Origin of the sequence: Candidatus Accumulibacter sp. ACC012, from assembly GCF_907163155.1 — a bacterium.
GTDB lineage: Bacteria > Pseudomonadota > Gammaproteobacteria > Burkholderiales > Rhodocyclaceae > Accumulibacter > Accumulibacter delftensis.
Genome location: NZ_CAJQUC010000014.1, coordinates 108,029 through 128,467, shown reverse-complemented (window position 1 = coordinate 128,467; position 20,439 = coordinate 108,029). Strand labels below are relative to the sequence as shown.

The window sequence follows — 20,439 nt, the reverse complement described above, 5'->3', positions numbered from 1 at the left end:
AAAAAGTCGCTTCCATAAGCTGCCGATGATTCAAGTCGCGTATGGAGGAGGCTAGAGCAATGGTAGCTCTAACGGTCATGACAATCGAGACACCCCAGATCATGAAAGTCATGACCGTTTCCCCTCTTCCCCGACCCTTCTCCCGCGAGAGGAGAAGGGAGATTCGTGAGTCGCTTGCGCGACTTTCACATTAAACGAGAATCGACGACAGCAGGAGGCTTATCAGACCGTCGAAGCCGTGTGGCGTTATCGGAATTGCGACGGGATGGGAATCTTCCCTGAGTCGCCATCCGCACTTCCCCCTAACCGACGCTTCGCCTGCAGGGCGACCACGTATATTGCCAGGGCATGTTTCGGCGTGACGGCAGTGGGGGAACGAATTCGCCGTGGCTGTGGGTTTCGAGTTGCGCTTGGGGGTGGCTTCGAAGGAAAACTGATATCATGCCAAGCGGATTGCATCGGCCAGGTCCCCCTGTCAGGGACCTGCTTCCGGTTTTGGCGGTGCCCGATGGTTCACGATTTTCCCTTTGTGGAGACCGGAAGATGGTTGCTTCGACGAGTGGGTCCGAAACCTCTAAAACGGACGAGCCGGGATTCGTTCTGACGCCGCCGGAACCGATCAAGCTGGTCGATGAAAAACGCGCCTCGCAGGCAACGTCCTTGCCGGCGGAACTCGCGGACGCGGTCGATGCTCAGGTCGAGCGTTTTATCAGTGCCTTGCTCAGCGAAGATGTGCACAGCGACGCGTTCCGGGCAAAGGTCGACTCGGCGTTCCGCCTGGGCAGAGAAGAAATCGCCGCGACCGCACATTTGATGAGCGGACGCTTCATGGCGCGCAACATGGTCGGTATGGAGGATTCGACCGCATTCAAGGCGATCAGCGAAATGCGCCGGCATCTTGACGAGCTTGACCCCGGCAAGGAAGGCGACTTGCTTTCGCAGAACAAGCTGCTCGGAATGATTCCCTACGGCGACAAGCTGAAAGCCTATTTCCGCAGATTCCAGAGTGCCAGTCAGCAGCTGCAGACCGCCATGCGCCAGATCTACGCGGCCCGGGACGACCTGCAGCGCGACGGCATCGACATCGATGCTACGCGGGTCAGCTTATGGGAAGCCATGCAGCATCTGAAGGCTTCGATACGTTTTGCCGAACAGCTTGACGGCCGCTTGGCAGAGAAAGTTGCCGCGGCCAGAAGCAGCGATCCGGAGCGCGCCAAGGCGCTGGAGCAGGAAGTTCTCTACTCTGCGCGGCAGAATCTGCAGGACATGCTCACCCAGATGGCCGTTTGTGTGAACGGCTATCTGGCCATGGATGTGCTCAAGAAGACCTGCCGCGAGTTGATCAACGGTTGCGAGCGGGTTGCCACCACCGGCATGTCGGCACTGGCCGTGGCGCAGACGGTGGCGCGCGCTACGGGCAATCAGGTCAAGGTCATGGACATGCTTTCCGGCGTGAACAGCACCATCGAGAACATGATTGTCGAAACCGGCAAACAATTGAATAACCATGTCGAACGTAGCGCGGCGTTCGGTGGCAGCCCGCTGCTGGGGATCGAGAAACTCAAGGAAATGTTCGCCCTGACGTTCAAGGCGATGGATACGATGGACAACTTCCGCAGTCGAGCGCTCGAGGTGATGGGTCAGAACAATGCTGTCATGCGCGACCAGTTGGCCAAAGCGCAGACTTACCTGGACAAGTCACGCCAGGAGCAAATCCGCGCGCTGGGTAGCCCTGGCCTGGAAGGGCCGGTCAGGCTGTAGAAGATTTCGTCGCCCTTGCACTCGTCGGTGGTCTTGATAAGGCGATTTCTGTCAAATAACATACCACCTTGCTTGTCTTTTCGCCCGCCTTCTGTGTTGCGACAACAGTTACATAGTCGACTATGCGCCTGTTGTCGCGCCTTGAAGCCGACCGAAAATCCGGCGCAATCTGATGCGTTCTTTTCCGGCAACCGCCTAAGGGGAAACACAAATGACGCAGCACTACCTGATTCGGCGTGACACCTCGGCCTGGAATTTGCAGGTCTGGCTATCCTTCTCGATTGCCGCTTTGGCCTGTGCGATCGGCGTATGGAGCATGCCCAGCGAAGAGCTCGATCGCGCTTTTCTGGCCATCGGCCTGTTCTTTTGTCTCTTTTCAGCATTTACGCTGGCCAAGATGATCCGCGACAATCGCGACGAGCGTGTCGATACCACCCCCTGGATCATGACCGTGTGGATCGGCTTCCTCGTCGCCGTCGTGCTCACTGCATGGGGCCTCTTTCGGATGAAAATTGGCACCTGGGAAAAGAGCTACATGGTTGTCAGCTGGCTGTTTCTGGTCAGCGCCGCCTTCACCCTTGCCAAGTTGGTTCGTGACAAGCAGGAAGCCGATATTCTCGAATCGTCGAGCACGGAGAAGGCCTTGTTGTTTGCCGACGATCAAGCGCCTGCGGTGGAACGATAGACGCCGTCTCATCGCCAGACGGGTGCCGGCCTGGCGACGCTTCCTGAAACAGTGGGATGCGACTAGCGCTTGCTGTTTATGAAGGTCTCGTGGTTAGCCAGTTTGCGAACTTCGTCTGCCGCGGCAAGCTCGAGCACCTTTCGCAAGCGGCCATGCAGGACATCCAGCTGATTCTGTAGCGATTCCTCGGGCGTTTTTTCGCCCGGCCTGACGCTCAGGCCCTTGCTGGCATCGCGCACGGACAGATAGTGCCGGCACATATCGGGGAGGTAGCGGGCGATGACCTCTCTGACAAAAAACTGCTCTTCGACGGGTACGACCAGGGCTTTTTGCTCGTTCGCCAGCACGTCGACCGCTCTCGCCAGCGTTTCTTTCAGGCCCGCAAGGGATCGCGCTGCATCATGCGGAAGTCTGGGGGCTACCTGGGCGAGAAAGGTATCCAGCTTGGCGGCGTCTTTGCTGATGTCCGCCGCTTTTCCGGAACGTCCGCGGCGTGCCGCTCTGGCACGCATCACCAGCCCTAGGCCGCCAGCAAAGGAGACGATCGCCAGTCCGGCAAGCGGCAGGCTTGCCTGCACGGTGGCAAGGAGACCTCCCAGCACGCCGATGGCCATGGCGATCAGTCCGGGAATCGACAGGAGTGCCGGCCGCAGGCCTCTACCGGCGTCGGCTTCGCGGTCAATCGCGGTCGCCAGAGGACGCCCGACAGTCCGTCGCTGTTGCGTGCGCAGCAGACGCTCGATGACTGCCGCCCCATACGCCGCCGGCTTGGCAGTTCTTGCGCTACCCCGCTTCGGCAAGCTGCCGCTGACCCATTTCTTCTGATCTGCCATAAAGTCTTCTTGCGATTAGGCAACTGGCGAATCTGCCTCCCCGCATGCCTGGGATCGGGTGAGTGAAGCCGTCAAGGCGTGGGTGAGCGTGGCTTGTTGCGCCACCCATTGTATTTCGTCTGGCCGTGAACTCAAGCTGCTGGCAGCGGCGGCGTTTGGCCAGCCCTGAAGCATGGGCTGCGAAACCGGCCGCGGTCGGGCGTCGGCGGTGAGCGGTGGCTGGCTCGCCTCTATGGGGGTGAGCCAGGCGAGGCGCTCGGCATGAACTTGGCGATTGTGTATAGTGTTTCGATTGTCGCCATCATGGCCAGTCTTATTCTTGGAGTCTGCTTTGAATTTCCTGTGCCTGCTTAATGTGAAAGTCGCGCAAGCGACTCACAAACCTCCCTTCTCCCCTCGCGGGAGAAGGGTCGGGGAAGAGGAAAAACGGTCATGACTTTCATGATCTGGGGTGTTTCGATTGTCATGACCGTTAGCAAGTCGATGCCCAGCCGCGCGCTGCTGCTGGTCCTCCTGCTCTCGAGTTGCTCGGATAGCCGGCTCTTGAGCTATGGTGACGATACCAACTTTCTGCTCTTCGATCACCCGAACTCGGAAAAGGCCATCGCGGACGTTCGGGCCCGCGCCGAAAGTCTGTGCGCTCAGCGCAAGCAGCTGGCTGTCAAGACGGAGAGCGTCTGTTCGCTTAGCAGTTGTACGACGAGCTATCAGTGCTCGAGCACGGCGGACGTTGTCAAGGACGCGCTTTGAGCGACAGTCGCGGCCGGGCGCCCTTGCCTGAGGGCAGGGATGAGCGTGCTGTTGCACTGCAAATGGCGGGGAACAGTCATGACCGGCAGCAGCAGGGCCGTCTCGACTTGTCATGACCGTTGGGACTTTCGCCCCAGGACCTTGGTGAGGAACGCCTGGCCGGGAACGTGATCCCTTCTTCTATGGTAGATTGGCGTGGGAGGAAGAACATTGGCAGAACGCAAGTTACGCTACGGGGTCTATCTTGGCGCCGTGCAGCGTCACAAGCGACAGATCAGCTTCGCTGCGCTTCTCGACGCCGAGCGCTTACGGCCCAAACGTCCCCCACTGCGGGCCATCGATCTGCACCGTTTGCTGACGCCCTACGTTTCGGTGCGCTTCAGCGAGCAACTGCGTGCAGTCGTGCCGCTGGCTCTGATGCTGATCGGTTTTCAGGCCCTCGCGCTGCGCACTTCCTTGCTCGACGCCGACTCCGTAGCGCTCGGCATCCTGGCGGTGATCATCGGTCTGATGTTCTTCATGGAAGGGGTCAAGATCGGCTTGATGCCCCTCGCCGAGAACGTCGGCTTCCAGATGCCGGGCAAGACGAACCCGGCTGTTCTGCTCTCTTTCAGCCTGCTGCTGGGTGTTGCGGCGACTTTTGCCGAACCGGCCATCGGGGCGCTACAGGCTGCGGCCAGTTCCATTTCTCCCGAGCGTTCACCGTGGCTGCGCCAGCTGCTCGGTCCCTACTCCCACTGGCTGGTTCTGGCCATTGCCGGCGGGGTCGGCCTGGCGGTGAGCATCGGGATGCTGCGCACGATGTTCGGTTGGAAGCTCAAGACGATGATCTTGCTGATCATGCCGCTGACTCTCGGGCTGACCGCCTGGTGCGCCCAGCAGCCCGAACTGGCGTCGATCATCGGTCTTGCCTGGGACTGCGGCGCGGTGACTACCGGCCCGGTTACCGTGCCCCTGGTGCTGGCGGTCGGGGTCGGTGTGGCGGCCTCGACGGGGCGTAGCGATAACCCGTTGTCGGGTTTCGGGATCGTCACTCTGGCGTCGATTTTCCCGATTCTTGCCGTGCTCACTACGGCGATCTATCTGACCAGTCAGGGTCCGGGGGCGATGCTGCCCATTCAGCCACCGGCAGTTGGTGGCTGGTACAAGGAGACCCCTTTCGCCGAGATTATCGGCGCGCTGCGCGCCATCGTGCCGCTGGTTCTGCTGCTGGTGCTTGTCCAGACGCGCTTGCTGGGCCAGAAGATTCGTCAGCGCGACATCTTTATCTATGGCATTTCGATGGCCGTGGCGGGCATGTTGCTGTTCAATCTTGGTTTGACCGAGGGGCTGGTGGCGCTCGGCGAACAGGCCGGCAACAATGTTCCCTGGGCGTTCTCTGAAAATCGGGAAACCGGCGCGCCGCCGCTTTATCCTTTCGCGTTGGGCATTGGCTTGACCCTCGCTTTTGCTTTCGCCATCGGCTTCGGCGCAACCGTGGCCGAGCCGGCGCTAAACGCCATGGGCATGACGGTCGAGAACCTCACCGACGGGGCATTCCGCAAACGCATGCTGATTCATGCCGTTGCTGCCGGGGTTGGCGTGGGAGCCGCGCTGGGCGTTGCCCGCATCCTCTTCCACCTGCCGGTGTGGATGCTGCTGCTCGGCGGTTATTCGATTGCCCTGGCATTGACCGTCGTTTCGCGAGAAGAGATCGTCAACCTCGCCTGGGACAGCGCCGGCGTCACCACCGGTCCGGTGACCGTGCCCTTGCTGCTGGCACTCGGCATCGGCCTCGGCGAAGTGGTCGGGGCCGCCGAAGGCTTTGGCATTCTCGCCATGTGTTCGGTCGGCCCGATCATTTCGGTTCTGGGGACTGGCCTGTGGATCGACATGAAGACTCGCGGACGCAAGAGAAGGAGCAGGAAAGCATGAGCAAGAAAACAAATGAGCTGATTGTCCTCACGGATGTGATGTTGATCACCGTCGTCGTCCAGCGGGGTGTTGCCGACCAGGTGGTCCAGGTCGCCGTTGAAGCCGGGGCGCAGGGGGCGACCGTTTTTCATGCGCACGGTAGCGGCGTTCGCCAGAAGCATCTCGGCATCCTCGGGCTGACGGTGAATACCGAAAAGGAGATCATCTATATCGTGGTGCCGTCGGAACAGGCGGACACCATGTTCGAACGTATCTTCGTCTCGGCAAAGATGGACACACCGGGCATGGGCATCCTGTGGATGACCCGACTCGACAAGATGTCCACCTATGTGCCACACGATGTGGCGGCCCGCTTTGGCGTACACACGGAGCGCGCGGCAGGATGAGTGTCCTGGCGCACATCGGCTACGGAGTCGAGAAGAAGCTGATCACGGCGATTGTCGTCAGCGGCCAAGGCATGAAGCTGACCAAGCTGGTGGAGAACGAGCCGGGCGTGTTGTCGGTCAGTCATCACCATGCGCGTGGCACGGGTCGCCGGCAGCCCGGTTCGCTTCTCTGGACCGAGCGCGATGTGGTGATGGTGCTGGTCGAGGCGCCGCAGTCCGACGACATTTTCGCGCAGATCTTCCTGGCTGGCGAGCTCGGCGAGCCGAATCAGGGCGTCATCTTCATGGAGGCCGTGTGCCGCGGCCATCCGATGATGCCGTTTGACGTTTGACCGGGGTCGCAGATCCGCGCGCTTGTTCTTGAGGGTCGCGAAAACCCAGCTCCCCAGGTCGTCAAGGCCGCCTGGCCGGCAAATGATCGGGCATTCCTGTGCGCGCTGGCCTGCTTTCGCAAGCGCTGGCCTCTTTTTGCTACTATCGGTCTGGCTTGAGCCTCGGCCCTGCCTTGCTCGCCGGCAAGGTCGGGACGAAAATGCCATCAGCCTCTTCGCCGACGCTTGGCCGCTCACGGTGCGACGTGTGGCGTGCTGACCGAATCACCCGGGTGACGGGCTCGATTGTCAAAACCTCTCTCGACAGGACTTTACATGCCTTCATTTGATTTTTCTTCGGAAGCCGATATGGCGGCTTTGCACAACGCTATAGACGTCACCAAGCGGGCTATCGACAATCGTTACGACTTCAAGGCGACCAGTGCCAAAGTCGAGCTGAACGAGAAAGACAAGCTGATCACGCTGCACGGCGATTCCGATTTTCAGCTCGACCAGATCAAGGATCTGCTCTTTCCAGCCATGGAAAAGAAAGAAAAGGAGAGCACCAAGCGACTGGACGCCCAGGCGGTACAACAGATCTCGGGCAACAAGGTCAAGCAGGAGCTGAAGATCAAGATCGGCATCGAGTCCGATTTGGCGAAGAAGATCGTCAAGCTGATCAAGGATTCAAAACTCAAGGTGCAGGCATCGATTCAGGGCGATGCGGTACGCGTCAGCGCTGCCAAACGCGACGAACTGCAGGCCTGTATCGCGATGGTGACCAAGGCGATCACCGATTTTCCGATCAAATACGGCAATTTCCGCGACTGATTGGCACTTCGCAAGATCGCCAGGTCGCTTGCACGTGTACTTCGGCTGCTGTGCCCGGGCTGTTCGCGGGGCGCCGCGGCAAGCGCGGGCGCTCTGGCCCGCAGCGGCGAATCCCTTCTGCAGCGCATTCTTGCCGCAACTCGAGCCTCGGTTGTGCTACCCTAGCTGGTTCTCGTTCGCACCAGAAACGCGCTGTTTGGCGTTTTGAAACCGCGGACAGCCGATGACTCTTGTGTTGCGAGTCCAGATTTGAAAGCTCTTCCGATCCGTTTGCAGCGTCGATGCATTTTTCGACCGCGCAGCAGTGCTCCCTGCTGGCATGGCCTTGCACGTGTATAAGCCCGGCGACGCGCCGGTGCCGGCAGAGCAAGCCCAGCGCAGCGTTTTTTCCTGGACCGAGGAGTTGCGCCAGGTGACGATGGCGGTCAGCAAGAAGGACCGCAGTCCAGCAGCCAATCGCCAGCGCCTCTTCTATCTCTTGCAGTGGACCACCGACGCACGTGGTTTCGGGGTTACGGTCAACAAAGGTCGCGATCCGGAAAGCGCCGAGGAACTGTGGAGCCTGGATCGTGCGCTGAGCAAGCCGCCGCGTTTCGTCAGTGACGAAGATCGTGTGATTCTGCGCCTCCTGTGGGCCGAGCGCTCTTTCGATACCGGCCTGCGCGCTTTTGGCCTTGGACCCGCGCACGGCAGTGAGGTGCTGCAACTGATGGCCGAGACTGGCCGTTTGTGCCGCAAGGATGACTTTTCCAGCCTTACCCTGGCGGTGGTGCGTCCGGCCGTGGTCAGTTGGCTGGTCAATGAGCAGGGGCGCCGGGTGCCGCTGCTCACTCCCGAGCCGGAGGAATGCCTGGTCATTCCCTTGCCGACACCGTGGTACATCGACCTCGAGCGGAGACTGATCGGGCCGTTGCAGGTGGATGGCAATCCGGCCGTCGTGGCGCGCCTGTTCTCCTTGCCACCCCTGTCGGCCATGGCCGCCGCGCTGGTTGGCGAGGCCTTGAGCGAACCGGCGCGTGAATTGCCCACTGCCGCCGAGACGGCCAGTGTCAATCTGCGCAGCATCGTTGCCGAACCGCTTCCGGTGCTCCGCCTGCAGACTCTGAACACCCACGGCAACCGCAGTTGGCGAGACTACGCTGCGACGTTCAGCGGTGGCACTTTCGACGTCGCCTTGCCGGTTTTCCGTTACGCCGATGTCGAGGTGAAACCTGACGATACGCGCGATTTCTCGATTCTGGCGAGCGGCGAGATGGTTCGCATCGAGCGTCAGCGCGCGCGCGAAGAGCGGTGGATGGACGAGTCGACCGCCTGCGGTCTCGAGAAGATTCCGGGCTACGTGCTGCAGACCTTCGGCAGGCCGCCGGACAATGCCTATGGACTGGCCGTTGAGAGCCTGTGGTCATCTTTCATGCACGACGAGCTGCCGCGTCTGCGCCGTGCCGGCTGGCAGATCGAGTTCGCCGACGATTTTCGCCATCGCCAACTCGAAGTCGAGGCCTGGGATGCAGACCTCATCGAGTCGGAAAATGGCTGGTTCGACCTGGACATGGGCATCTTCGTTGAGGGCGAACGCCTGCCGCTGGCGCCGCTGCTCGCCGCACTCTTTCGCCGTGACGGGCGTTGGCTGGAGGCCACGCAGCTGGCGGAAATTGCCGATGCCGAGATGATTGAGCTGGTGACGCCGACCGGGCAGCGCGTGCGGGCACCGGCCTGGCGCTTGAAACCGCTGGCGGCGACGCTGATCGATCTTTTCGACGGTTTTTCCGGCGGCACATCCCTGCGCCTGTCGCGTTTCGATGCCCCGCGTCTGGCGGAGCTCAACGATAGCAGTCGCTGGGAGTTCCGGGGGCAGCGCGATGTCCTGGCGCTGGCCGATCAGCTGAGCGCAGCGCAGGGCATTGCGCATATCGATCCGCCCGCTGGCCTGGGTCTCGAATTGCGCCACTACCAGACCGAAGGGGTCGCCTGGCTGCAATTTCTGCGCGCCCAGAACCTTTCCGGAATTCTTGCCGACGACATGGGTCTCGGCAAAACCGCGCAGACACTGGCGCACCTGTTGCTCGAAAAGGAGGCTGGGCGGCTCGATCGCCCGGCCTTGATCGTCCTGCCGACCTCCTTGATCTTCAACTGGAAAAACGAAGCGGCGCGTTTTGCGCCCGGCCTGTCGATCCTCTCGCTGCACGGTCCCGAACGCAAGAGCCACTTTGCCCGGATCGCTCAACACGACGTCGTGCTGACCACCTACCCGCTGCTCTGGCGTGACGCCGGGCAACTGACCAAACACCGCTACCATCTGCTGATTCTCGACGAGGCGCAAACTGTCAAGAACGCGCGCAGTCAGGGAGCCGAGGTGGTGCGCAAGATTATCACTCGGCATCGCCTCTGCCTGACCGGTACGCCCCTGGAAAACCACCTCGGCGAGCTCTGGAGTCAGTTCGATTTCCTGCTGCCGGGTTTTCTCGGCAGCAACCAGAACTTCACCAAGTATTGGCGCACGCCGATCGAAAAGCAGGGCGACGAGGAGCGGCGTGACCTGCTCTCGCGCCGCCTGCGGCCCTTCATCCTGCGCCGCAAGAAAGAGGAGGTGGCGCGCGAGCTGCCGCCGAAAACGATCATCGTGCGCAGGGTCGAACTCGCTGGCAGCCAGCGCGACCTGTACGAAACAGTACGCGTGGCGATGGACGAGAAAGTGCGTGTGGAAATCGCCAGCAAGGGTTTCAACCGCAGCCAGATCGTCATTCTCGACGCGCTGCTGAAGTTGCGCCAGGTCTGTTGCGATCCACGCCTGGTCAAGGCCAAGGCCGCGCAGAAAGTCAAGGAGCGCGCCAAGCTCGATCTGTTGATGACCATGCTCCCCGAGCAGGTCGAAGAGGGCCGGCGGATTCTGCTCTTCTCGCAGTTCACCAGCATGCTGGCGCTGATCGAACAAGAACTCCAGCTGGCCGGCATTGACTACGTTCTGCTCACCGGCGATACCAAGGATCGCGAAGCGCAGATCAGCCGTTTTCAGGCCGGCGACGTGCCGGTTTTCCTGATCAGCCTGAAGACCGGGGGGGTCGGACTCAATCTGACCGCTGCCGATACCGTTATCCACTACGATCCCTGGTGGAACCCGGCGGTGGAGAATCAGGCCACTGATCGCGCCCATCGTCTCGGCCAGGACAAGCCGGTTTTCGTCTACAAGTTGATTATCGCCGGCAGCATCGAGGAGAAGATCCTTGCCCTGCAGGAACGCAAGGCTGCTCTTGCGGCGAGCATTCTTGCCGCAGACAGCAGCGTGCGCGCCAAGTTTGGCAGCGAGGACATCGCCGCGCTCTTTGCGCCGCTCCCCAGCTGAGGCATCGTTGTCGCCGCGGCTACTGCAGCAGTTTCTCTCCTTCGCCCTGATTGGTCTGCTTGGCACGGCTGCTCATTTCCTCGTTCTTTTCGTCCTCGTTTCACAGCTTGACTTCGGCCCGCTGCCCGCGTCGAGCGTGGGTGCCGTGACTGGCGCCCTGGTCAATTACGGGCTCAACTACCGGCTCACCTTCCGCAGCCGAAAAAAACACCACGATGCGCTCCCAAAATTCATGCTCGTGGCCACCGCGGGCTGGTTGCTGAATGGCCTGCTCATGGCTATCCTGTTGTCCCGACTCGACATTCACTATCTGCTGGTGCAAGTCATCGTTACCAGTCTGGTTCTGGTCTGGAACTTCTTCGCCAACCGCTTCTGGACGTTCAGAGCGCGCGCTGGCTAGCGCATCCGGGGCCGCTGCTCCTGGAAGTCAGTGCCGAGCGAAAGCGAGGTATTTCTTTTCGATTGAACATACGCAGGTGCCACCGATGACCAGAGGACCCGCGGCGAGCGCGGATTCGCCAGCCACGCTTGCGCAACGAAGCAGACTCAGCCCGCGCGCGGATGATGCCCTGCCCAGCATTTCGATTGTTGCGCCTGCCTATAACGAGCAGGAAGTAATCGTTGAGTTTCATCGGCGCGTCAGCGAGAACCTGCGTGCCATTGGTGCTCCCTACGAGCTGGTGCTGGTCAACGACGGAAGCAGTGACCAGACGCTGGCGCTGATGCACGCCTTGCAGGCAGACGACCCGCAGGTGATGGTGGTCGACCTGTCGCGGAACTTCGGCAAGGAGATCGCGCTCAGTGCCGGCCTCGATCATTGCAGTGGCGAGGTGGTGGTCGTTCTCGATGCCGACCTGCAGGACCCCCCGGAACTGATTCCGGAAATGCTCGAGGGTTGGCGCGAGGGCTACGACGTCATCTACGGCGTGCGTAGCGACCGTGAGGGAGAAAGCTGGCTGAAGAAAACTACCGCGCAGCTCTTCTATCGTCTTATTGGTAGCGTCAGTCGTGTCGAGATTCCCCGCGACACCGGTGATTTTCGTTTGATGACCCGGCGGGTGGTGCGCGAACTTTCGCGGCTGCGTGAGGAACATCGCTTCATGAAGGGGCTGTTCGCCTGGGTCGGCTTTCCCTCGCGGCCGCTCATTTATCGTCGTAGCCCGCGTCTGGCCGGGGTCACCAAATGGAATTACTGGAAGCTTTGGAACCTCGCTCTCGAGGGGATTACCTCCTTCACCATCGCGCCGTTGAAAATTGCCAGCTACCTGGGCATTTCGGTTGCTTTCCTGTCCTTGTTGTACGCTGCCTTCGTGATCTGGAAGACCTTGATGTACGGTGACCCGGTTCGCGGTTACCCCTCGCTGCTGGTGGCGGTGCTCTTCCTTGGCGGTGTGCAGCTGATCGCGGTCGGCGTTCTTGGCGAGTACATTGGACGGATCTTCAACGAGGTCAAGGGACGTCCGCTGTATCTGGTCAATCGTATCCTCCCGTCGCACTTGCATACGACGATGGCAGCTGCAGCGAGGGACTCGAGTTGAGTGCTGGGCAAGGGGTGTTGGCCGGGTGACAGGCTTGCGGCGTGATAAGATTGCGGCTCTATGGAACTCGTGATCAATGGCGAAAGCCGCCAATTTCCCTCGCCGCTTACGGTTGCTGAACTGGTCGCCGCGCTGAACCACGCCGGCAAGCGGATCGCCGTCGAACGCAACGGCGACATCGTAGCGCGCGGTCGTCACGCCGAAACGGCGCTGGCTGACGGTGATCGTATCGAGATCGTCGTGGCCGTCGGCGGTGGCTGAGCCTCATTCGGAAAGACAAGGACGCATGCACGCATCTCCCCATAGCCTGACGATTGCCGGCAAGACCTATCGTTCGCGTCTGCTCGTCGGCACCGGCAAGTACCAGGATTTCGCCGCGACGCGGGCGGCGATCGATGCCTCCGGCGCGGAGATCGTCACCGTCGCCATCCGGCGCACCAACATCGGCCAGAACGCCGCTGAGCCGAACCTGCTCGATGCCCTGCCGCCCTCGCAGTTCACCATCCTGCCCAACACCGCCGGCTGCTACACCGCCGATGACGCGGTGCGCACTCTGCGTCTGGCGCGCGAACTGCTTGATGGGCATCCCTTGTGCAAGCTGGAAGTCCTTGGCGATCCGGGCAATCTGTTCCCGAACATGCCGGAAACGCTCAAGGCGGCGGCAACGCTGGTCAAGGAAGGCTTTGCGGTGATGGTTTACTGCGCCGACGACCCGATCCAGGCGAAGATGCTCGAGGAAATAGGTTGCGTCGCTGTGATGCCGCTGGCTTCGCTGATCGGCTCGGGGATGGGCATCGTCAATCCCTGGAATCTGCGCCTGATCATCGACCAGGCCAAGGTGCCGGTGCTGGTCGATGCCGGGGTCGGTACCGCTTCCGACGCGGCGATAGCCATGGAACTGGGTTGCGACGGCGTGCTGATGAACACCGCCATCGCCCACGCCCGTGATCCGCTGCTGATGGCCAGCGCCATGAAGAAGGCCGTCGAGGCCGGGCGCGAGGCTTTTCTCGCCGGGCGCATGGCGCGCAAGTTCTACTCGGCCGATCCCTCGTCGCCGACGACCGGTCTGATCGGTTCCTAGGCATGGCCGATCAGCAGGCCGATGGCAGCGTCGATCGGCCCGGACATATCCGTAGTTTCGTGCTTCGCCAGGGGCGTGTCTCGGCCGCCCAGCAGCGCTACCGTGAGGCGATGATGGGCCGCATCGGCGTTCCCTACGTCGCCGCACGTGTCGATCTCGATGCCCTCTTCGGGCGCTCGGCACCACAGATCCTGGAAATTGGTTTCGGCATGGGCGAGACTTCGGCGGCAATCGCCGCCCACCATCCGGAACAGGATTATCTGGGCATCGAAGTGCACACGCCTGGCGTCGGCAGCCTGTGCAAGCTGGTTGCCGAGATGGGCCTGGCCAATCAGCGCATTATTCAGCACGACGCGGTCGAAGTGCTACGCGAGATGATCGCGCCGGCGACGCTGGCCGGCATTCACATTTTCTTTCCCGACCCCTGGCCGAAGAAGCGCCACCACAAGCGACGCCTGCTGCAGCCGGCGCTGGTCAGACTCCTGGCCAGCCGCTTGCGTCCGGGTGGCTACCTGCACAGTGCAACCGATTGGCAGGACTATGCAGAGCAGATGCTGCTCGTGCTCTCGTCCGAGGCCCTGCTCGAAAACACCGCGCCGGGGTTTGCGCCGCGCCCGGACTATCGCCCGCAAACCAAGTTCGAGCAGCGTGGCCTGCGGCTGGGGCACGGCGTCTGGGATCTGGTTTTTCGGCGGCGGCCCGAGGCCGTTCAGCCGGCTTCATTCAAGGCGGAAAATGACCGGCAGAATCAGCTCGCGTGAGTACGCCCAGTTCACCTTGCCCATCGCCCAGGCCGCTCTTTCGGCTGCCTTGTCGAGGATCGCGTGGCCGCTGCTGACGCCGACATGGACATCCGTGATGCTGCCGTTGTCGCTGACGGTGAGGATCAGGCGGACTTCGCCTTCGATGCCGCGGGCGACGGCTTCCTCCGGGTAGTAAAGGTGTTCCGAAAGCTTGCGTTGCGCCGCTTCGACTTCGTGCCTGGTGCTTGCCTTGGTCGTCGGCGGGCGGCGTGGGGTCGGCACTTTCGGGGGCGGCGGCGGTTTGACGACGGGCGGGGATTCGGTGCTCGCCAGGGTATTCTTCAACAGCGGTTCGGCGCTGACCTGCGGCGGCTTGACCGGCAGGCGTAACATCGCTTGCAGTATCGGTGGTGGCGGCGCTGGGCTGCGCATGTACGCTTCCGGAAGGAGCAGGCTGGCGTGCAGGGCGAGCGACAGGGCGAGGGCAAGAATCAGGCGGGGCGGCATGGGCTTGCCATTGTGAACCAAAAAGCGTGCAACGGAACAGACAGAACCGCGCTGTCGGGTCCGCAGGGAGAAGGCGAGTGAGGTACTTCGAGAGTTGCTTTGGTTGCACCGTCGGCAGATGGCTGTTGCTGGTTTGCTGCTTGCTGGCTGGGACGGCCTCGGCGCAGATGTCGACCGCAAGCCCGGACCCGATCACTTTCGGTTTTGCGGTCGAACGCGGCGACTTGCGTACCGTGACCCGTTGGCTCGACGAAGGCCTGGACCCGGAGTACCAGGCCGCGCATATTGGCACGGGTTTGATGGTCGCCGCCTGGTATGGCCACATCGAGATGATGGCCCTGTTCGTCGAACGCGGCGCCGATGTGCGGCGCAGCAACCGCAACGGCGAGCAGGCACTGCAATTGGCCGCCTGGGGCGGGCATCTCGAGGCAATGCGCTGGCTCCTGGAGCACGGCGCGCCACTCGAACGCCAGGGCAACCATTGGGGGGCGTTGCATTACGCGGTATTCAACGGCCACCAGCAGCTGGTCGAGGACCTGATCGCGCGCGGGGCCAACGTCAACGCACTTTCACCGAACCTGTCGACGCCGCTGATCCTGGCTGCGCGCGAAGGGCGCGACGAAGTGGCACGGCGGCTGCTCGAATCGGGGGCTGATGCCACGGCCAGGAACGACTGGGGTGACAGCGCCCTGACGATGGCCATGCGCTACGACCATCTGCGCCTGGCGAAAATGATTTCGTCACCGGAGGAGTTCGAAATTGCGGTCAAGGCGCCGAAGGAGAGTTTTGGTGAAGCCGTCCGTTCGGCCGCCGTTCCCCCCGAGATTGACGTCATCCTCAAGGAGATTCGCGCTGCCGAAGCCGAAGGCAGGTCGAGTGTAGACCTGCACAAACAACTCCTGGCGACCACCAGGGCCCTGCGCAGTGCCAGCAACGCCAGCCCCAGGCCGGCGGTACAGAAAGCGATGCCGCGTCCCTACATGCCGCCGTCGATGGTCATTACCGCCCGGCGTGGCCGGCCGGGCGCCGAGCGTGCGCAACTGATGGTCGAAGGCCAAGCTGCCGGGCAGGGCGTCGCGGCAACGCCTGCCGGCACAGGCAAGGCGGCGAGTCCCGCCGCTTTGCCGTCGCCAGCACAGAGCGCGGCTGCGGCGCAGGTGTCGGACTTGTTGCGCCAGATTCGCCTCGCCGAGGCGCAGGGACAAGCCGCTGACGACCTCCGGCAGCAGCTTTACCAGGCGGTCCAAGGGATGCAGTAATCAGTAAGCTGGTTTCTCTTCAGTGGCGGTCGACGAGAAAGCGCTCGAGTAGCTGATTGAGAAAACGGCGGCCACGGTCGCTTGGCGCAATGCGTTGCAGCGGACGCTCGATCAGGCCGTCGCACTCGGCCTGGCGCAGTTCGTTCTCGATGCTGAGCAGCGGCAAGGAGGTACGCGACTCGAACAAGGCGCTGTCGAAACCCTGCAGCAGGCGCAAGGCGTTGAGCATGAACTCGAAGGGCAGGTCGACGGCGGCGATGGCGGACTCCTGCTGGATCGGCGTCCCGGCCGTGACTTTGGCCAGGTACTGCTCGGGCCGCTTCCAGCGCATCTGGCGCAGCACGCGGTCGTGCAGGGTCAGCTTGCTGTGTGCGCCGGCGCCGATCCCCAGGTAGTCGCCGAAATGCCAGTAGTTGAGGTTGTGTCGGCATTGCTGCCCGCTGCGGGCGAAGGCCGAGGTTTCGTAATGCGTGTAACCGGCGCTGGCCAGCCGGGCTTCGATGGCGTCCTGCATGTCGGCGCAGCTGTCGGCCTCGGGTAGGGTCGGCGGCTGCGCGGCAAAGGCGGTGTTCGCTTCAATCGTCAACTGATAGCACGAGAGGTGCGGCGGTGCGAAGGCGAGTGCTGCTTCGACATCTTCGCGCGCTTCGCTGAGCGTCTGCCCGGGCAGGCCGTAAATCAGGTCGATATTGAAGTTGTCGAAGTGCCGCGCGGCAATTGCGATCGCCTGCCGGGCGTCGTGATCGTCGTGGGCACGACCGAGCGCCTGGAGATGGCGGGGGTTGAAGCTCTGGATGCCGATCGACAGGCGGTTCACGCCGGCGGCGCGAAAGGCGGCAAATTTTTCGGACTCGACGCTCGCCGGATTGGCCTCCAGGGTGATTTCGGCGTTGGGCAGCAGTGGCAGCCGGCTGCGCAGGGCCGTCAGCAGCCGCTCGACGGCCTCGCCGGAGAGCAGGCTGGGGGTGCCGCCTCCCAGGAAAATACTGTCCACCCGGCGCCCCCAGATCGTCGGCAGTGCCGCTTCGAGGTCGGCGATCAGCGCCGTCAGGTAGTCGTCTTCGGGGATCGCCGGCGCCGATCGATCGGCATTCTGCGTCCCCGGCACGGCATGTGAGTTGAAATCGCAGTAGGGGCACTTCTGTACGCACCAGGGAATATGCACGTAGAGCGCCAGCGGCGGTGGGTTGCGGAACTGGATCTGCCGCTGCCCGGCCGCTGCCACCTCCTGAACCGGGATCAGCGGAATGACTCTGCCGCTCCGGCTCGTCGGCGCGGCCATCAGCGACTTGCCAGCAGACGTTCGACGAGGCGAGCCAGTGCCTGGCCGCGGTGCGAGCGGCGGTTTTTCTCGGCGGCGTCGAGTTCGGCGGCGCTCTTGTCGAGTGCGCGGACGTAAAACAGCGGATCGTAGCCGAAGCCGCTTTCGCCGCGCGCGGCGGGCAGGATCTCGCCGTGCCACTCGCCCTCGGCGATGATCGGTTGCGGGTCGTCCGCGTGACGTACGAAGACGATGACCGCAACGTAGTGTGCGGCGCGCTGGTGGCTGTTGCCGAGTTCGGCGAGCAGCTTTTCGTTGTTGCGCGCGTCCGATCGTGGCTCGCCGGCGTAGCGCGCCGAGTACACGCCAGGGGCGCCACCGAAGGCGTCCACACACAGGCCGGAGTCGTCGGCCAGCGCCGGCAGGCCGGTCAGTTGCGAGGCATGGCGGGCTTTGGCCAGCGCGTTCTCGACAAAAGTGCAATGCGGTTCTTCGACTTCGGGAACATCGAGCTCGCCTTGCGGAACGAGTTCCCAGCCGAGCGGCGCGAGAATGGTGTCGAGTTCTTTGAGTTTTTTGGCGTTGTTGGAAGCGAGGACGAGTTTCATGGCTGCTATAGGGCCTGGGCGCTTGTCTGCTCGGCAATCAGGCGGCCGATGCCGGCATCGGCCAGGTCGAGCAGTTCGATCATCTGGGCACGCGTAAAAGGCTCGCCTTCGGCGGTCCCCTGTACCTCGACAATGCCACCGCTACCGGTCATCACGACGTTCATGTCGGTGTCGCAGTTGGCGTCTTCGGCGTAGTCGAGGTCGAGCACCGCGACGCCCTTATAGATGCCGACCGACACCGCGGCGACATGATCACGCAGCGGGTTGCTGCTCACCTTGCCTGTGCTGAGCAGATGTTCGCAGGCGTCGTTGAGCGCCAGCCAGGCGCCGGTGATCGCCGCACAACGCGTCCCGCCATCGGCCTGCAGGACGTCGCAGTCGAGCGTGATCTGGCGTTCGCCGAGCAGCTTGAGGTCGGTGACCGCACGCAGCGCGCGACCGATCAGGCGTTGTATTTCCTGCGTGCGACCGGATTGCTTGCCTTTGGCCGCTTCGCGGCCACTGCGCGTGTGCGTCGAGCGTGGCAGCATGCCGTATTCGGCGGTAACCCAGCCCTTTCCGCCGCCGCGTAGAAAAGCGGGGACGGAGTCCTCGATGCTGGCCGTGCACAGCACGCGCGTGTCGCCCATTTCGATCAGCACCGAGCCTTCGGCGTGGCGGGTGAATCGGCGCGCAAGGGTGACCTTGCGCAGTTGCGAAGCTTGACGGTGACTGGGGCGCATGAAAATTCCTATTTGGCGTACTTCTGAATGGTCGAGCGGATCTCTTCGATGGCCAGTTCGATCTCCTCTTCGCTGAGTTCGGTCTTGTGGCGCGGGTTGCGCCCGAACTCGTCGAGACGCGTGGTTACCGTGTCGCGAGGCATTGATTTGGTTGAAATGAGGCTGCCGCCGGCGCTGCTCTCGTCGACGTAACTGTCCTGCCAGCGCACGGCGATCATCGACAGGTTGTCGGCATGCGGCCCGCAACGGGTTTCTGCCTGGGCAAGCAGGGTCGGTACGGCATGCATCAGATTGGCGGTCTTCAGGGCCGTGGCTAGCAGCTTGTCAGGTAGTCCGTTCCAGGCGCCGTCGGTGCAGAGGACCAGCACGTCTTCGGCTTCGAGTGTCGTCTTGCGCGAAAACTCGATCTCGGGCGTCTGTTGGCCGCCCAGGCAGCCGTAGATCTTGTTCCGGTCCGGGTGCGTGCTGGCCTGCTCTTCATTGATTATGCCCTGTTCGAGTAACAAGCGTACGCGGGAGTGGTCTTTGGTCTGGGCCAGGGCTCGGCCCTTGCGCAGTAGATAAAGTCGAGAATCACCCGAGTGCGCCCAGTAGGCGATGTTGTTCTGCACGAAGCAGGCGACGCAGGTGGTGCGTGGTGAGTCCTGCAGCTGATGCTTGCCGGCAAAATCGAGGATGGCGCGGTGCGCGTTGAGCATGCCAGTCTGCAGAAACAGAAAGGGGTCGCGAATGGGCGTCGTGATCTGGCGCTGGAAGGACTCGGTCAGCGTTTGTACGGCGATCTGGGCAGCCACTTCACCGAAGTAGTGACCGCCCATGCCGTCGGCGACGACCATCAGCAGGCTGTCGCGGGAATAGCAGTGTGCCAGCCGATCTTCGTTATTGGCGCGCTTGCCGGCGCGGCTCTCTTGGTAGATCGTGAATTTCATGGGCTTCTGGATTTCTTAAATTTGCCGACCATCTGGTCGAGCCACTTTGCTTTCTGCTGTGGCGTCGGTGGGATGACCGCTTCAGTGAGCGCTTTCTGCAGCGCGAAGACGCTTTGTGGCCGGTAACGATGGTTCAGGCACAGGCACCAGTCGATCGTTTCCAGCAACTGGTCCGAGTACTGACCTTCCCAACGGACCATCGCCGGGACCAGGCGATCCTTTTCGAGACGGCCGTCGGCTGCTTGTGGGGTGCTCGCCGAGATGCACGCATACATCGAAGCGCCGACGCTGTAAATGTCGCTCCAGGGGCCGAGGAGTTCCCGCTGGCTGTAATGCTCCGGCGAGGCGAAGCCCGGTGTGTACATCGGCTTGAGCATCGGCGTGTCGCAGGCTAGCGTCTGGCGCGCCGCGCCAAAATCGATCAGCACCGGGGTCTGGTTGTTGCGCATGTAGATGTTCGACGGCTTGAGGTCGAGGTGCAGCAAGCGGTGTGAGTGCACCTCGCGCAGGCCGTTGAGCATTTTGGTGAAGACGTTGCGAATGAAGTTTTCGGTGACCCCGGCCCTGTTTTTCTGGATCAGTTCCTGCAGGGTGCGGCCGTGTTCGTACTCCATGACCATGTAAACTGTGTCGTTGGCGCGAAAGAAGTTCAGGACGCGGATCACGTTCGGGTGCGAGAGACCGGCCAGTGACCTGCCTTCTTCGAAGAAACACTTCATCCCGTAGCGGAACGCCGGAAGATGATCTTCGCTGATCACCGGCGCCGTTTTTCCTTCGCCGCGCAAGGCTAGCGTGTTGGGCAGGTACTCCTTGATGGCGACGCGCGTGCCGTGACTATCGGTGGCCACATAGACAATCGAAAAGCCACCCAGTGAGAGCTGATGCTCAATGCAGTACTCATCGAGTTGGAACGCTGGGGGAAGGGGGTGGTTTGCTTGTTGCACCATAGGTGTCGAAGCTATCATTCAGAGTGTCGGCCA

21 protein-coding genes are annotated in these 20,439 nt (G+C 62.1%); 14 read left to right on the top strand and 7 right to left on the bottom strand.

Translation table 11 applies throughout. The features are described 5' to 3' along the window. Positions 1 to 543 precede the first annotated feature (543 nt). Both QZ648_RS14790 and QZ648_RS14785 read left to right on the top strand, forming a co-directional pair. The gene (locus QZ648_RS14790) at positions 544 to 1,761 is read left to right on the top strand and encodes a toxic anion resistance protein (protein ID WP_291997502.1); all 1,218 of its coding nucleotides are present in this window, start codon (positions 544 to 546) and stop codon (positions 1,759 to 1,761) included. A 211-nt stretch (positions 1,762 to 1,972) separates the two neighbouring features. Next, a complete protein-coding gene (locus QZ648_RS14785; RefSeq protein WP_169066318.1) occupies positions 1,973 to 2,446 on the top strand; it encodes a YiaA/YiaB family inner membrane protein in 474 nt (157 codons plus the stop codon). Positions 2,447 to 2,508: 62 nt separating this feature from the next. On the opposite strand, the gene QZ648_RS14780 is transcribed toward QZ648_RS14785, so the two are convergent. Then, on the bottom strand, positions 2,509 to 3,279 hold the full coding sequence (locus QZ648_RS14780) for a hypothetical protein (RefSeq protein ID WP_291997501.1): 771 nt from the start codon (positions 3,277 to 3,279) through the stop codon (positions 2,509 to 2,511). Between the two features lie 432 nt (positions 3,280 to 3,711). Between QZ648_RS14780 and QZ648_RS14775 the strand changes: the two genes are divergently transcribed. From QZ648_RS14775 to trmB, 11 genes are all read left to right on the top strand, one after another. After that, on the top strand, positions 3,712 to 4,029 hold the full coding sequence (locus QZ648_RS14775; RefSeq protein WP_291997500.1) for a hypothetical protein: 318 nt from the start codon (positions 3,712 to 3,714) through the stop codon (positions 4,027 to 4,029). A gap of 210 nt (positions 4,030 to 4,239) precedes the next feature. Then, positions 4,240 to 5,943 (top strand): DUF1538 domain-containing protein, encoded by a 1,704-nt coding sequence (locus QZ648_RS14770; RefSeq protein WP_291997499.1) that lies wholly within the window; start codon positions 4,240 to 4,242, stop codon positions 5,941 to 5,943. Then, positions 5,940 to 6,329 carry a P-II family nitrogen regulator gene (locus QZ648_RS14765; protein ID WP_169066322.1) on the top strand — a complete coding sequence of 130 codons (390 nt, stop codon included), beginning with the start codon at positions 5,940 to 5,942 and terminating at the stop codon, positions 6,327 to 6,329. The genes QZ648_RS14770 and QZ648_RS14765 overlap by 4 nt, the downstream gene beginning before the upstream one ends. Then, positions 6,326 to 6,661: a hypothetical protein gene (locus QZ648_RS14760; RefSeq protein WP_291997498.1), complete on the top strand. Its 336-nt coding sequence runs from the start codon at positions 6,326 to 6,328 to the stop codon at positions 6,659 to 6,661. Before QZ648_RS14765 ends, QZ648_RS14760 begins: the two co-directional genes overlap by 4 nt. A 315-nt stretch (positions 6,662 to 6,976) precedes the next feature. Next, positions 6,977 to 7,471: a YajQ family cyclic di-GMP-binding protein gene (locus tag QZ648_RS14755; RefSeq protein WP_169066324.1), complete on the top strand. Its 495-nt coding sequence runs from the start codon at positions 6,977 to 6,979 to the stop codon at positions 7,469 to 7,471. Positions 7,472 to 7,802: 331 nt separating this feature from the next. Beyond that, positions 7,803 to 10,811, top strand: a complete 3,009-nt coding sequence (locus tag QZ648_RS14750) for a DEAD/DEAH box helicase (RefSeq protein WP_291997497.1) — start codon at positions 7,803 to 7,805, stop codon at positions 10,809 to 10,811. A 7-nt stretch (positions 10,812 to 10,818) separates the two neighbouring features. Beyond that, positions 10,819 to 11,211: a GtrA family protein gene (locus QZ648_RS14745; RefSeq protein ID WP_291997496.1), complete on the top strand. Its 393-nt coding sequence runs from the start codon at positions 10,819 to 10,821 to the stop codon at positions 11,209 to 11,211. 85 nt (positions 11,212 to 11,296) lie between these two features. Further along, the gene (locus tag QZ648_RS14740; protein WP_169066327.1) at positions 11,297 to 12,349 is read left to right on the top strand and encodes a glycosyltransferase family 2 protein; all 1,053 of its coding nucleotides are present in this window, start codon (positions 11,297 to 11,299) and stop codon (positions 12,347 to 12,349) included. A 60-nt stretch (positions 12,350 to 12,409) separates the two neighbouring features. After that, the gene (thiS, locus tag QZ648_RS14735; RefSeq protein WP_169066328.1) at positions 12,410 to 12,610 is read left to right on the top strand and encodes a sulfur carrier protein ThiS; all 201 of its coding nucleotides are present in this window, start codon (positions 12,410 to 12,412) and stop codon (positions 12,608 to 12,610) included. Positions 12,611 to 12,635: 25 nt separating this feature from the next. Continuing rightward, positions 12,636 to 13,430, top strand: coding sequence for a thiazole synthase (locus tag QZ648_RS14730; RefSeq protein WP_169066329.1), 795 nt, complete (start codon positions 12,636 to 12,638; stop codon positions 13,428 to 13,430). Between the two features lie 2 nt (positions 13,431 to 13,432). Further along, on the top strand, positions 13,433 to 14,191 hold the full coding sequence (gene trmB, locus QZ648_RS14725; protein ID WP_291997495.1) for a tRNA (guanosine(46)-N7)-methyltransferase TrmB: 759 nt from the start codon (positions 13,433 to 13,435) through the stop codon (positions 14,189 to 14,191). Here trmB and QZ648_RS14720 read toward each other — a convergent pair. Beyond that, positions 14,150 to 14,680 carry an energy transducer TonB gene (locus QZ648_RS14720; RefSeq protein ID WP_291997494.1) on the bottom strand — a complete coding sequence of 177 codons (531 nt, stop codon included), beginning with the start codon at positions 14,678 to 14,680 and terminating at the stop codon, positions 14,150 to 14,152. The genes trmB and QZ648_RS14720 overlap by 42 nt on opposite strands. 167 nt (positions 14,681 to 14,847) lie before the next feature. Between QZ648_RS14720 and QZ648_RS14715 the strand changes: the two genes are divergently transcribed. Beyond that, positions 14,848 to 15,939, top strand: a complete 1,092-nt coding sequence (locus tag QZ648_RS14715; protein ID WP_248595341.1) for an ankyrin repeat domain-containing protein — start codon at positions 14,848 to 14,850, stop codon at positions 15,937 to 15,939. A 19-nt stretch (positions 15,940 to 15,958) separates the two neighbouring features. On the opposite strand, the gene hemW is transcribed toward QZ648_RS14715, so the two are convergent. The 5 genes from hemW to QZ648_RS14690 are packed head-to-tail and all read right to left on the bottom strand — an operon-like array spanning position 15,959 to position 20,406. Next, the gene (hemW, locus tag QZ648_RS14710; RefSeq protein ID WP_291997493.1) at positions 15,959 to 17,221 is read right to left on the bottom strand and encodes a radical SAM family heme chaperone HemW; all 1,263 of its coding nucleotides are present in this window, start codon (positions 17,219 to 17,221) and stop codon (positions 15,959 to 15,961) included. Beyond that, a complete protein-coding gene (rdgB, locus tag QZ648_RS14705; protein ID WP_169066334.1) occupies positions 17,221 to 17,808 on the bottom strand; it encodes an RdgB/HAM1 family non-canonical purine NTP pyrophosphatase in 588 nt (195 codons plus the stop codon). Before rdgB ends, hemW begins: the two co-directional genes overlap by 1 nt. A 5-nt stretch (positions 17,809 to 17,813) precedes the next feature. Continuing rightward, positions 17,814 to 18,530, bottom strand: a complete 717-nt coding sequence (gene rph / locus QZ648_RS14700; RefSeq protein ID WP_291997492.1) for a ribonuclease PH — start codon at positions 18,528 to 18,530, stop codon at positions 17,814 to 17,816. Between the two features lie 8 nt (positions 18,531 to 18,538). After that, a complete protein-coding gene (locus QZ648_RS14695; RefSeq protein ID WP_291997491.1) occupies positions 18,539 to 19,459 on the bottom strand; it encodes a PP2C family serine/threonine-protein phosphatase in 921 nt (306 codons plus the stop codon). Continuing rightward, positions 19,456 to 20,406, bottom strand: coding sequence for a serine/threonine-protein kinase (locus QZ648_RS14690; RefSeq protein ID WP_291997490.1), 951 nt, complete (start codon positions 20,404 to 20,406; stop codon positions 19,456 to 19,458). Before QZ648_RS14690 ends, QZ648_RS14695 begins: the two co-directional genes overlap by 4 nt. Between the last annotated feature and the right edge of the window lie 33 nt (positions 20,407 to 20,439).